Source organism: Nocardia sp. CA-135398 (assembly GCF_050955845.1).
Taxonomy (GTDB): Bacteria; Actinomycetota; Actinomycetes; order Mycobacteriales; family Mycobacteriaceae; genus Nocardia.
In genome coordinates, this window is the sequence record NZ_CP192084.1 from 2,040,751 (window position 1) to 2,053,654 (window position 12,904).

A 12,904-nucleotide genomic window follows, 5' to 3' on the forward strand; every position below is an offset into this window, starting at 1 on the left:
GCCCCGCGCTGCCGCCCGGCGCGGTAACTTCTGGTGGGAATACGACTTCCGCAGCGACGGATACAGTTTCGAGATGTCGATCTCCACCGGCGAACACGATCATCTCCTATATCAACTCGCGGGTTGGCACGACGATTCGATTCGGCTCCACGAGTATTCGTTGCACACCGTCGAGCAAGAGCTCGGTTCACGGCACCCTCGGGCCATGGCGGTCTTGCTGGACTCGGCGGAGTACGTCGATGCGCCGGACTTCGAGGGGTTGATCGCCGACTGCGTAACGCTCTATGCCGCTGACGATGAGAAGACGATCGATGTGTGCACCGCTGTCGCGGTCGATATGCATCGGCGCGGCCGACACGATGATGCGGTCGGGCTGCTCGAACGCAGCCTGGCCGACAACGAGCGGGTTCGAGGCATCGACAGTCGCCTGACCCTGGAAGCACGTGAGCATCTGGCATTGGCGCTGCTCAGCCTTCCCGACCGGGTGTTGGAGGCGATTGTCGTTTTGGGACAGGTACTTCGGGATCGGGAGCGCATCATCGACCTCGACGATGCGGTCGCCGTCGACCTTCGCTACCGGTTGATGTCGTACTACGTGGAAAACAGCCGTGACGAACTGGCGATCCCGCTGCTGGAGCGCATTCTCGACTCCGCCGAGCGCGTCCACGGTAAGGATCACCCCGAGACAGTCCATGCCAGAAAGGGATTGGCCGCCCTGTATCGTGGCACCAATCGTTACGCCTCGGAGATTCCTCTGCTCGCCTACGATCTGGTCGTCTGCGAGCGAGAATTGGGCCTCGACCACGACGACACTATCGAAGCGAGGTTCCAACTCGCCTGGAGTTCATGGCATTCCGGTAATCCGGAGCACGCGTTGCCGCTGTTCGAACAGGTCCTGGCCGCTCACGAGCGGCTACGCGGCCCCGGTCATGACGACACCATTCCGGTACGCCGTATCCTGTCCCACCTCTACTCCGCCAAATTCGAGCAGTTCGACAAGGCCGCCGACCAGTGCGAACACCTACTCGCACACCACGAGCGGAAATACGGCCCACGCCACAACGACACCCTCGTCGTCTGCAACAACCTCGCCCACGCCTACCAGAAGACCGATCGCATTCCGGAAGCGATCGACCTGCACGAACGCGTCCTCACCATACGCATGGACACCCTGGGATCGGACCACCCCGATACCTTGCTGACCCTGCACAATCTGGCCGCGATCTACGGAAAGCTCAAACAACACGACCGCTGCGCCGACGCCTGCGAACGAATCCTCGCTGTGCGCAAGCGCGTTGTCGGCCCGCACGATCCGATGACACTGCTCACCCACGACAACCTGGGCGCCGCCTACAACGCACTGGGCCGCTACACCGACTCGATCGAACAACACAAACTTGCACTTGCCGGACGCGGCCACATCCTGGGTCCAGAACACCCCGACACCCTCGCCTCCTCCCACAACCTGGCGTCCGCCCTCGACGCCGCCGGCCACCACGACGAGGCGATCGCCCTGGCCGCACGCACAGTGGACGAGCGAGAACGGGTACTCGGCCCGGACCACCCGGGCGCGCTGTCGACCAGACACCTGCTCGGCAGCGCCTACCACTCGGCCGGTCACCACGACGCCGCGATCACCACCCTCACCCGCGCCCTGGCGGACCGTGTCCGCGTCTTCGGTGCAGACCACCGGTACACCGCCGTCACGCGAGAAATGTTGGCGCTCGCGCAGCGAGCCGAAGCACGCCCTACGAAACAGTAGTAGAAAGGGTCGCCACACCGGTGCCGTCGAGTCAAAACCCCAAGGGCGCTAGGCCGATCGGCAGCACCGCCATAATCGGATCGTAGGCCCAGTGCGGCATGCGTTCGGCGTCCTCCGTCGCGGCCAGGCCGCTGCCGGTGAGCTGTGCGGACCACGCCGATCAGCGGGATGCCCGCGCGGACGGTCTCGAAGAGCAAGCAGGCTCCGGCGGCGTCGGTGGATCCGGTCTTGATGCCGATGGTGCCGGGGTAGTCGCGCAGTAGGTGAGCGTGACGGTCGAGTACCCGACGGTCACCACCGTCGCGACCCCCGCCAGAGGTGATTCCACGCCGCTGTGTCCGCGACTACGAACGGCTACCCGAACACCACGAAGCCATATCTCCATGGTCATGCTCATGTCCCGCCGCCTGGACATGCACCGAAAATGAGCAGTTGGCTAACGGCCACTGAGAGCGTGTTTGTGAGCGGTGGGGTTACTCGCCGTCTCTGGCGAGACGGAGGGTCATGGTGAAGATCATCGCGAGCAGGACCATGGCTTCGTGGTGGTCGGGTCTGGTCTCGTAGTCGCGGACGCAGCGGCGGTGTTTGGTGATCCAGGCGTAGCTGCGTTCGACGACCCAGCGACGCGGCAGGACGGTGAACCCGCTGGCATCGTCGCACCGCTTCACGATCTGAACAGTCAGTGCCAGAACATGTTTCGCCCACACGACCAGACGTCCGGTGTAGCCGCCGTCCGCCCAGATCAGGGTGACGGTGGAGAACTTCGCCGGCATCGCGGCCAGCAGACGCGCTGCGCCGTCGCGGTCCTGGATGGAGGCGACGGTGACCACGACGGCCAGCAGCAGCCCGAGGCTGTCGACGGCGATGTGACGTTTGCGCCCGTTGGTCTTCTTCCTGGCGTCGTAGCCTCGGCTGGCCGCGGGCACGGTGTCGCTGCCCTGGATCGACTGGGAGTCGATGATCGCCGCGGTCGGCTGCGGTGCGCGTCCGGCGCGGACTCGGACCCGGTCGCGTAGGGCATCGTGCGCGCGGTGCCACGCTCCGGCCGCCGACCAGCGCCGGAAGATGGTGTACACAGTCATCGCGGGCGGGAGTCCCGGGGCAGCTACCGCCACGCGATACCACCTCGGACCACATAGAAGATCGCATCGACAATCACACGGCGGCAATACTTTTCGTGCCTGCCACCCTTGCCTGCCCGGTTGCCGGGCAGCGGCAACAGGCCCTCCACGATCACCCACTCGGCGGCGGTCAACGACGAGGACGGGTACACCCCGCACCGATGGGCCGGGCCGTCACCGTGGGTCGGGCACGACGGGCACACGGCGATAGGCGACGATGACAAGCGAACTCCTGGTGCAGCAATCGATCTCAGCAATCACTGCTCTACCAGGAGTTCACCTATCTCCCGGCGGTCACACGCTGGACGCGGCGGATTGCCGCACGATACGTCGACAACGTGATGTCGTCTCGCGCAGTGTTCCAGGGCAAATGATGTGACAGCGCCGCCGTTGCCCGGTGAAATGATCGGATGATGAACGCACCCGACTCCCGCGGGATACTCGAACTGCTGCGCGCGCACTCGGTCAGGGCCTGGGTACAAGGCGGTTGGGGGATCGATGCCCTTCTCGGACAGCAGACTCGAACGCACAAGGATCTCGACCTCCTGCTCATGGACACCGAGTTGGACATCGCCCTCGATGTGCTCGGCGAACGCGGCTTTCTCCTCGCTTACGAATGGCAGGAGAACCTCACCCTGGACGATGGCCGCCCCACTGCGTTCGTCCTGCGTGACGACGACGGTCGCGAGATCGATATCCATGTCGCCCGCATCAACGACGACGGCTCGGGGACCCCACTCTGGGACGGGGACCAACAGTTGACCCCGGAAGCGCTGTCGGGGTCAGGAACGATCGACGGCCTCGACGTCCAATGTTATTCACCGCACATGCAGCTAACGGCGCACTCGAGCTACCAACTGCCGACACACCAGATCGCCGACATCCAGGCCATCCGAAACACCTTCGACCTCTGAACACTCGCAACCAGACCCATACCAGCCCGCTCACAAACGCGCTCTGAGAGAAGGGCTCCGACACCAGCGGCTGCTCGTGATCATTCACGCGTCTGCAGAGTCGCGGGTCGGTGGCGAGTGCAATTCGCTACAAGCCTTGAAGTGCGGAAGTTGGCGGTTCTGTCAGGTTTTCGAGTGCAGGGTGGGACTCGTACCCCTCAGTGCGGCAGATTTGCCTGAACCATGTGTTCGATGACATCTAATATAGGTAATTGCTGTGGTGGTTTCAATATTGGCGGTGGCGTGTTTCTGCCGTAATCGGCTGCGGCTGAGCGTCTTTCATGCCGGCCGCCGGATGCACCCGCATGCGCCGCGGTGCTACCGCCATTGAGGAGTCCATGGCGGATACCGCCGCTGGGGAACAGTTACTGAACCCGAACGCACTGAGTAGGCAGCGGTTCGGTGCGCCGATCGATGCAAAAGGGCGGAATCGTCTGGGCGGTGGCCATCTTCGGGCGCGTCGTCGACGTGCCGAACGGTGGATTGTCACCGGCCTAGTGTGCGCAGGTGCTGCTGCCATAGCCGTTCGAGGAGATGTGTCTGGTCCAGGGATAGCCGGGCTCCGGAGAACCGCGCCTGTTTCCATGGCCCGTTCAGATCAGTGTTCATCAATGATTGACGCGGTAACCGGTCAGGTGTGCTGACCACGGCATCCCACCACAGATCGACAGCGAGCCAGCCGTCTCGAGGTTTGGGTCGACCGTCGGTGAGGCGCCCATGTGCGACCACACCCTTGTACGTATTTTGCTGCAGGAGAAACACTCTCGCTCCAGGATCCAGAGCTGACCGGTTCCGGCCGCTCCACCAATCGTGCACCGATTCGTACCTTTGGGTCCGAGCTGTCGCGTCCGGCTGAATACTGACCCTCTGATTCCGGGTGAATTCTGACCCACCTGTGAACGATCATGAGGTGCTGAACGTGGAGGACTGGGCGGAGATTCGCCGGTTGCATCGTGCCGAGGGGATGGCGATCCGGGCCATCGCTCGGCAGATGAAGGTCTCGAAGAACACGGTCAAGAAGGCGCTGGCTTCGCATGCGCCGCCGCAGTATCAGCGCAAACCGGGCGGGTCCGCAGTGGATGAGTTCGAGCCGCAGATCCGTGCATTGCTGAGCGAGTTCCCGGCCATGCCGACGACGGTGATCATGGAACGTGTTGGCTGGCAACGCGGCAGGACGGTGTTCTTCGAGCGGGTGCAGCAGTTGCGGCCGTTGTTCCAGCCGGTGGATCCGGCGTCACGCACTGAATATCAGCCCGGGGAGCTCGCGCAGTGCGACTTGTGGTTTCCGCCGGTGGACGTTCCGTTGGGGTTCGGTCATATCGGTCGGCCACCGGTTCTGGTGATGGTGTCGGGCTATTCGCGGATCATCGCAGCGACGATGATCCCGACGCGTCAGAGCCCGGATCTGCTGGCCGGGCATTGGGCGTTGATCTCTGACTGGGGGCGTGTTCCACGAACGCTGGTGTGGGACAACGAATCCGCAGTCGGCCAGTGGCGCGGGGGCAAACCGCAGCTGACCGAGACAATGAACGCCTTTCGCGGATCGCTGGGCATCAAGGTGGTCCAGTGCCGTCCCCGTGACCCGGAAGCCAAAGGGCTCGTGGAGCGGGCGAACGGTTACTTGGAGACCTCGTTTCTGCCCGGCCGAATATTCACCGGCCCAGGCGATTTCAACGTTCAGCTCGCCGACTGGCTGATCAAGGCCAACCAGCGACATCATCGCCGATTGGAGTGTCGTCCAGTCGATCGTTGGGAGGCCGACCGGCGATCGATGCTCGAGCTGCCGCCGGTGGATCCGGTGGTCGGCTGGCGGTTCACGACCCGACTCCCGCGTGATCATTACGTCCGTTTGGACTCCAACGACTACTCGGTGCATCCGGCCGCGATCGGCCGCCGCGTCGAGGTCCGCGCCGATCTCGACGAAGTGGTGATCACGTTGGCCGGCGCGGAACTGGCTCGCCATCAACGCTGTTGGGCCGATCACCAAACCCTCACCGATCCCGACCACGCGGCCGCGGCCGCGGACCTGCGCAACGCTCGGCGCCTGGTCGCGGTCCCCGCGATCGACACCGACGTCGAGCACCGAAACCTCTCCGACTACGACCGCATGTTCGACCTCGACGAGGCGAACAGCAGCGAGGAAATCGCCTGATGGCCACCAAACCGCGACGAACGGTTCACGCAACGTCGCTTCCGAAATCGCCTATCTCGCAAGAGCTCTCAAAGCCCCGACGCTCGGCAATGCCGTCGAGCGTCTGGCCGAGCGCGCCCGCGCGGAGAACTGGAGCCACGAAGAGTTCCTGGCCGCCTGCCTGCAACGCGAGGTCTCCGCCCGTGAATCCCACGGCGGTGAAGGACGCATCCGTTCCGCGCGGTTTCCATCACGAAAGTCGTTGGAGGAGTTCGACTTCGACCACCAACGTTCCCTCAAACGCGACACCATCACCCACCTGGGAACCTTGGACTTCATCACCGCCAAGGAGAACGTCGTGTTCCTGGGCCCGCCGGGAACCGGCAAAACCCACCTGTCGATCGGGCTCGGGATCCGCGCCTGCCAGGCCGGGCACCGCGTCGCGTTCGCCACCGCCGCGGAATGGGTATCGCGGCTGGCTGAGTCTCATCACGCCGGAAAACTGCAGGCAGAGCTGATAAAGCTCGGCCGGATTCCACTGATCATCGTCGACGAGGTCGGCTACATCCCTTTCGAATCCGAGGCCGCCAACCTGTTCTTCCAGCTCGTCTCCTCCCGCTACGAGCGGGCCAGTCTGATCGTCACCAGCAACAAACCCTTCGGCCGATGGGGAGAAGTGTTCGGCGACGACGTTGTCGCCGCCGCGATGATCGACCGCCTCGTCCACCATGCCGAAGTCATCTCGATGAAGGGAGACAGCTACCGACTCAAGGACCGAGACCTCGGCCGCGTCCCCGCGGCCAAGACCAACGACTAATCAACCCAGGGTGGGTCAGCCTTCGACCGGACAGGCCGGGTCAAGATTCGACCGACGTTGACACGAGCGATGAAATCGCGGTGGACATTTGGATCGAACGTTGTGGCGTCGCCGTTCCAAGTCAGCAGGTATGCCATCACTGCAGGGTAAGAGAAGGCAATATTCAGGGCTGCTCCTTTTGCTGATCCCATCCCCGTCTGCGTCTGTTGGCGCTTGACGCGGGCGAGTCGGATCGCCAGGGAGCCACTGGGTTCGACGTGTGGATGCCACGCGATCGGCTCCAAACCCGATCCGGGCGAGACAACGGCGGTAACACCTGCGGTCGCGTGTCCTATAGGTGAGCTGAGTCGTCCAGATGTGCGGGCGGCGTCGCTGGGCAGCGGGTTTCGCTGCCGCGTCAAAGCAGGGGATCGGCATTATGCAAGCAGTGGCCTCCATCCTCGCCCTGGTCTGGATGGGCATGGTCGTCCTCGCCGTCATCGGCCTCATTCGCGGGCGCCTGCGCTGGGCGCGCATCGGCAGTCGCAAAGCGGCGGGATGGCTGTTGGCCGCCTCGCTTCCGGTTTTCGTGGTGACGGGATTGGTTGCGCCGAAACAGGATTCGGCACAACCTGCTCCTTCCTCATCAACAGTCACCAGCGCGCCGACAACCACGACGTCGGCGCTGGTTTCGACGCCGACCACGACCAGGGTGGCCTCCGCCACGACGACGACCGCTGCGCCGACCTCGACCACCGTGGTGCCAGTACCGCCGCCAACCCACTCGGTTGATGCACTGACCGTTGTCCCCGCGCCTCCAGCGATGCCGATACCGTCGGTGGCGCCCGCTCCTGCCGTGCCTTCGGCGGCAGCTCCTGCCAAGTCGGTGACTCCTGGGGCGTTCTGTAGCCCGGCGGGAACGACCGGCACCAGCAAGACCAGCAAACCCATGGTGTGCGACGTAGCCAGTGACGGGCGACTGCGATGGCAGCAAGGATGAGCGCGACTGACCTGTCCACGCTGGGGGTTCCGGTCGAGCTGCGCGAGTTCATTGCTGGGATCGATGTGCCCGCCTACATCCATGCGCACAGAGTTGGTGTCGATCACCGATGGTGGGCAAGAGAATTCGCCGCGCAGGGGCTCCCCGACGTGTTGCTGGCCTCGCCGATCGCCCGGGGTGACCTTTTCGGGCTCGCCCAGGACGCCGCCGCTGATTCTGAGGGAGCGCTGCGGTTGCTGTGGAACGCTGTGGTGTGGGGTAGTGGAACCAATCTCAGGCACGCGCGTGGCATCACCGCCGTGGCGGGTGAGCGCGGCGGTGTCGGTGAGTTGTTGTGCAGCGCAGCGCGTCTGAGCGGCGCGCGACCGGGCGAGGCGTACGCGCTGCTGCGGCCCGGCGACCGGCGCAATGCGATTGGGTCGCTGGGGCCGTCGTTCTTCACCAAGTTCCTCTACTTCGCAGGCGGCGGCAACCCTGATCACCCGTGTTGCATCCTCGACCAGAGGGTGGCTACCGTCCTGCATCGTGCGGGATGGACCTCACTGCCCACCCGCGGTCCATGGTTGGCCTCGGCATACCAGCGCTACAACGACCTGCTGCACCGCTGGAGGAAGCCGTCGATTCGCCGCGCCTGGATGTCATCGAACGCTGGCTGTTCGACGGAGGCGCCGATCGAAGGTAGCGCCTTGGGTTGTGCCGATGATTAGCGGTGTGACACAACAGTGTTCGATTTTTCTCCACAAACACGTGAATTGGGGTGTGTCTGGATAGTTGCGGTACTACGGTTGGTGGGTATGGACGACATCGAACTGCAACCGCCGAGCGTCGTGTCCGAGAAAGACACCGGGCTCGTCCTGGACATCGCCGCTGTCGGTCTGCACAACCCCCTGGGGCTGGCCGGTGAGCCGACGTACGCCTACGTTCGCTGCACTGACGACACCACCTACCGGCTACCCGCGCCGTTGCAGGAGTGGGCGACCTCGATGATCGCTGTGAACCACGTACACCGTGCCGCTGGCCATCAGTCGCTGTTCCCCGGCCAGATCGAATTCGGCATCCTCAACGGCGGCATGTACGCCGAACTGCTGTAACCCGGCTCGCGCTGAGTCACAAATCAAGCCGGCCTCTTGGCGACCGTTCGAGCTCGTCGGCGGCCGGTGTCGCAGTGGCGTCGCAGGTTTCAGATCTTCGTCGTCGGTGGTCTTGTCAGCAGCTAGGCCCGGGTGCGGCCATTGTCGGGGTCCGGCTGCTCGGTAGTGACGGTCGCCGAATCCGTAGCCGCCGCATTAGATCTCGACGAGCTGGCTCAGCTGGTAGCCGTGTCTCGTCACGAAGCGGGTGCACACGACTTCGAACATCGACAGCCGTTAGATCTCAGCTGTGAGTGGCGTGGTCGAAGGCTGGACCGTAGATCTCGTCGATGATCGGGTTCTTGACCAGGCGATAGTCGGCAGGCGTGTTGGCTGTCTACGTGGCCAAGTCGCGTTTGACGGCTTCGTACGGATCCCGGTCGTCGGGTGGCTGCGCAGCCAATCGCGAAACATTGCGTGCCGAATGTGCTGGCTGAACATTATCGATCAAAGGTGTCGAAAAGTGAGGATGTCCAACAAGATTCGTGTGCTCTTTCTTCCACGAGACGCCTCGGCGGCGGCACCTGTCGGCTGTGATCGATGTTTTGAAATGTCGCATGCCAACTCGAGACCGGGTAGGCGGTGTCGGTGGCCAATCGGTTCTCGCTGTCGACTACCGGGGCTTCTCGATCAGGCTGACGATGCCGCCGCCTGCCTGCCGGAGATTGATCTCAACAGACCCCGGGAAATGGTCATCGGTCCACCGGACCGCCTCGACCTTCGCGTACGTCCTAGCGCGAACGATTTTCTACCTCGCACTGTCAGACTGGCGGCGACGGTGTGGCCGTGATGAAGTAGGCGTATGACGGGACTCGGAGCTGGCCTCGACAAGCACTTCGCCGACCGGGCGTGGGCGAATGCCCCCGAAGTGGCGGACCCGGACGATCTCACTGAACGCGAATACTTGCGGCTGTTCGCCGCCCGTCCCGGCATGTACATTGGCTACACCACCCTACATGGGGTGACGAGTTATCTCAACGGCTACGACCAGGCGGCCCGTCGCCACGGCGGGTCGGGCCTGGATGGTTTCCGGGAGTGGCTGATTGCCAACCACGTCGGGGAAGAAAGCTGCGTGTCCTGGTGGGGGCTGATCCAGTGGATCGCGTTGCCCGATCGGGACGCCGTGGGCCCGTTCACGCCGGAGGAAGAATTGCGCGTCCTCGATGTTCTGTTCGATCTGCTCGACAAGTTCCTGGCACAACGGGAAAGTGTCATCTAGAACATCCACGTCAGGCTGCGCCGGAATATTGGCGTCGGTTGCTGAGATCGGGTACAGCGAGGATCGGTGAAGTGACGTGGCGGACGATACGCCGTAGTTACAGGCACTAACATTGCAGCTATCGAAGAATCGCTCACGGACCTAGAACAATCCATCGACCACTTGCGGTGCCTCGCCGAGCGCGACCCCGACACCTATCGACCCGAACTTGCCGCGGGCCTGCGTGTCCACGCTCGCGCACTGTGTAACCAGGGGCAGCACCAGCGAGAGTCGGGTCCGGCCGTAGAAAGCGTTGCGCTGTATCGCAGCTTGGCAGAAAGCGATCCACAGACTTACCTGCCCGTCTTGGCGGTCGGCCTAGGTGCCGTCGCCGGAACCTTCCGCGAGTGTAAGCAGTACAAGGATGCTCTGGTCGCTGACGAAGAAGCCGTCGCGCTGTATCGCACTCTGGCCGAACAGGATCCGCACGCGTACACCCGTGATTGGAGCTTTCGGCTCAGTCGGCTGGGCGAGAATCTCGCCCAACTCGGGCGTCATGCCGAAGCCCTTGATGCCCAAGAGGAATCGCACGCAGTCGCCGCTCGGCTCTCCGTCCAGGATCCGAACCGGCTGTTCATCCTCGCGGAGGCACTGCGTGTGCTGGTCGAGCGTCGCCATTCGGCCGGGCAGCACGCCAGGGCGCTCGCCGCCGCCCACGACGCGGTCGATCTCGCCCGCCAATTCACCGCGATGCAACCCGAGCGCGGGCATTATTTGGTCTGGTATCTCGACCTTCTCGCTGACCAACTGGCCTGGACCGGGCAGCACGATGAAGCACTGGACACTGCCGAAGAGAGCGTCGTTGTGTCACGGCACCTCGCCATCGACTGCCAGCACAAGCACCTGATGGGGCTCGCAGACAGCCTGAGCAAGGTTTCAGCCCGGTACGCCGTGCTGGGCAGAACCGCGCAAGCGCACGTCACTGCGGAGCAGTGCGTGCTCATTTATCGCCAGCGATTTGAACACCTCGGTGATTCCATGGCCCGAATTCTCGCCGATAGCCTGTGGATTCTCGCGGACCGGTCAACGGCAGCGGGCCGACCGCACGAGGCCGTGGCAGCAACCTCGGAGGCCGACGCCTTGATGGACGACCTCCGGCGGACGTACTCTGGCCGTGCCAGAGGCGACGGTGTGAGCTAGGGGTATGGCGTATCCATCACCGTCACACCGCAGTTCGTTCAAAGGGGCTGCACGATCACCTGATAGTTGTCATCGACGTGCCAAACCACCTCGCCCACTACCGTCTCGCCCCAAAAAGGAAGGGGTGCGTCTGGCGGCATGGCTGTGATCCTGACGAGGCCGACTGCATCGGGCACCTGGTCGATATGGATGAAGACCCCGAAAGGCTGCCGACCGATGACCGTGCCTGTCACGCGGGTGCTGACTGGCAAGGTCTCAACAGTTGCCGCCCATGCATGGCGGGTCCGTTCCCCCAGTTCCTGATCTTCGGGCCAGAAATATTCGCTCATCGTCCCAAGCATGGCACGCCCGAGGTAACCAGCCCGGCCGCCGGGCCAGGGGCCAAGTTGTTGCGATGCTGGGCGTTCCGACATAGCTGCATTCGGTGTAGTCGGCCAGGGCCAGCATCGGCGTCGCCTGTCACAGTGACGGAATAGCCGCCGCTGCATGCCATTCGCGCCGGACCATCAGCTCATCGGTGATCGGTTGCCGCAACTCCGAGATACGGCCTGACCGGAGGAGGCTGCGTATGGGCGACCTTCGCCGGAAGCGCTAAGGGCTGAACTGAGCCGATGAGCGAACGGAACGCACTCTCGCCGCATACCTCGCTGACTGGAGGCGATGGGAGAGCTAATCACAGGGCGTTGGCTAGCAGTTCAAGAAATTCGGTTTGCCGCCCGCAGCTCGTTGCCGCACGGATCGCACAGGTCGGAAGTCCCAATGTCCGTTGACAGTCGGCTTGGGCCGTCTACACACACCCAGCGGCTGCGTATCGAGTACGAACGAGTGGGCAACTGCCGCTTGGCCGCAGCGTCCAATGCGTGGCCGTGGTGGCGCGGGTGTGTTCGTTCAATCCCACGTAAGAGTGACATATATCACAGTTTGGAGGTCTGATTTCTGTAGTTAGCATGCGAAATCTGCACTGCTGGAACTGTGGGCGCTGCGTCTGTGCGGCGGGGTGACGTCGCCCAGTTCGAGTTCGGAGTCCTCTGAGCATTGTTGTGGTACAACAATTTTTAGCCTTGGGGAGTCCGCTCGATGGTCCACGTTTGGAGGCAGTGTCGTGGCTGCCTTCGAGTGGGTTGGGCCACTGGCTCGGCAGAGGTCGATGCTAGAGCGCCGGTGCGAGTTGGGTGCCGATAGAGAGCCGCAGGGTCTGTGGCGCCCAGATTCATTATTGGGTAGGCAGTTTCGTCGCCGCTTGCAAAAAAAAGACTCCGAGAGTGACTCCTGGATCGCAGTAGGTTGATGTGCACGCTCCGTGCAGGCTGCGACGGCCCACACTCTATGTAACCTCCCGAGCTGGTCGGCTCGAACGAATACTCGAATATTGTTGGTTAGCAACGTACCGCGCCCGATAGCTCGTCCGGTGACATCGAGTGGCCGAGATTGCGATGGTCGCCGAAAACCCTATGGCTGCAATGATTTAACTTGCTATAGCTATCGACAAAGCGATCAGGCGACGTTGGCATCGCGCACCAAATAGTGTGACAGCAGCGTTGTTTCGCGGTCGGGGACTATCAATCGATGATCCGGGAGAAAATACCTGAATTGTCGAATCTGCTTGGTTGACA

At 63.1% G+C, this 12,904-nt stretch carries 12 protein-coding genes; 9 read left to right on the forward strand and 3 right to left on the reverse strand.

Going from position 1 to position 12,904, the window contains the following annotated elements; genetic code table 11:
- The first annotated feature begins 73 nt into the window (after positions 1–73).
- A complete protein-coding gene (locus tag ACQP1T_RS09155) occupies positions 74–1,762 on the forward strand; it encodes a tetratricopeptide repeat protein (protein ID WP_433759509.1) in 1,689 nt (562 codons plus the stop codon).
- A gap of 98 nt (positions 1,763–1,860) precedes the next feature.
- Positions 1,861–2,025 (forward strand): hypothetical protein, encoded by a 165-nt coding sequence (locus ACQP1T_RS09160; protein WP_433759510.1) that lies wholly within the window; start codon positions 1,861–1,863, stop codon positions 2,023–2,025.
- Positions 2,026–2,235: 210 nt separating this feature from the next.
- On the opposite strand, the gene ACQP1T_RS09165 is transcribed toward ACQP1T_RS09160, so the two are convergent.
- Together ACQP1T_RS09165 and ACQP1T_RS09170 are read right to left on the reverse strand one after the other, a co-directional pair.
- Positions 2,236–2,877: an IS5 family transposase gene (locus ACQP1T_RS09165; RefSeq protein ID WP_433759511.1), complete on the reverse strand. Its 642-nt coding sequence runs from the start codon at positions 2,875–2,877 to the stop codon at positions 2,236–2,238.
- A complete protein-coding gene (locus tag ACQP1T_RS09170; protein WP_433759512.1) occupies positions 2,868–3,107 on the reverse strand; it encodes a transposase in 240 nt (79 codons plus the stop codon). Before ACQP1T_RS09170 ends, ACQP1T_RS09165 begins: the two co-directional genes overlap by 10 nt.
- A gap of 186 nt (positions 3,108–3,293) precedes the next feature.
- On the opposite strand from ACQP1T_RS09170, the gene ACQP1T_RS09175 reads away from it, so the two are divergent.
- The 7 genes from ACQP1T_RS09175 to ACQP1T_RS09205 all read left to right on the forward strand — a co-directional run bounded on the left by ACQP1T_RS09175 (position 3,294) and on the right by ACQP1T_RS09205 (position 11,291).
- Entirely contained in the window at positions 3,294–3,797 is a 504-nt protein-coding gene (locus ACQP1T_RS09175) for a nucleotidyltransferase domain-containing protein (RefSeq protein WP_433759513.1), read from the forward strand.
- A gap of 949 nt (positions 3,798–4,746) precedes the next feature.
- The gene (gene istA, locus ACQP1T_RS09180; RefSeq protein WP_433759514.1) at positions 4,747–5,988 is read left to right on the forward strand and encodes an IS21 family transposase; all 1,242 of its coding nucleotides are present in this window, start codon (positions 4,747–4,749) and stop codon (positions 5,986–5,988) included.
- Between the two features lie 46 nt (positions 5,989–6,034).
- A complete protein-coding gene (istB, locus tag ACQP1T_RS09185; RefSeq protein ID WP_433762109.1) occupies positions 6,035–6,784 on the forward strand; it encodes an IS21-like element helper ATPase IstB in 750 nt (249 codons plus the stop codon).
- Positions 6,785–7,759: 975 nt separating this feature from the next.
- Positions 7,760–8,470: a hypothetical protein gene (locus tag ACQP1T_RS09190; RefSeq protein WP_433759515.1), complete on the forward strand. Its 711-nt coding sequence runs from the start codon at positions 7,760–7,762 to the stop codon at positions 8,468–8,470.
- An 87-nt stretch (positions 8,471–8,557) separates the two neighbouring features.
- On the forward strand, positions 8,558–8,854 hold the full coding sequence (locus tag ACQP1T_RS09195) for a hypothetical protein (RefSeq protein ID WP_433759516.1): 297 nt from the start codon (positions 8,558–8,560) through the stop codon (positions 8,852–8,854).
- An 841-nt stretch (positions 8,855–9,695) separates the two neighbouring features.
- Positions 9,696–10,112 carry a hypothetical protein gene (locus ACQP1T_RS09200; RefSeq protein WP_433759517.1) on the forward strand — a complete coding sequence of 139 codons (417 nt, stop codon included), beginning with the start codon at positions 9,696–9,698 and terminating at the stop codon, positions 10,110–10,112.
- Positions 10,113–10,421: 309 nt separating this feature from the next.
- Positions 10,422–11,291: a hypothetical protein gene (locus ACQP1T_RS09205; RefSeq protein WP_433759518.1), complete on the forward strand. Its 870-nt coding sequence runs from the start codon at positions 10,422–10,424 to the stop codon at positions 11,289–11,291.
- A gap of 38 nt (positions 11,292–11,329) precedes the next feature.
- Here the strand turns inward: ACQP1T_RS09205 and ACQP1T_RS09210 are convergent, their stop codons facing one another.
- Positions 11,330–11,620 carry a hypothetical protein gene (locus ACQP1T_RS09210; protein WP_433759519.1) on the reverse strand — a complete coding sequence of 97 codons (291 nt, stop codon included), beginning with the start codon at positions 11,618–11,620 and terminating at the stop codon, positions 11,330–11,332.
- Positions 11,621–12,904: the final 1,284 nt, after the last annotated feature.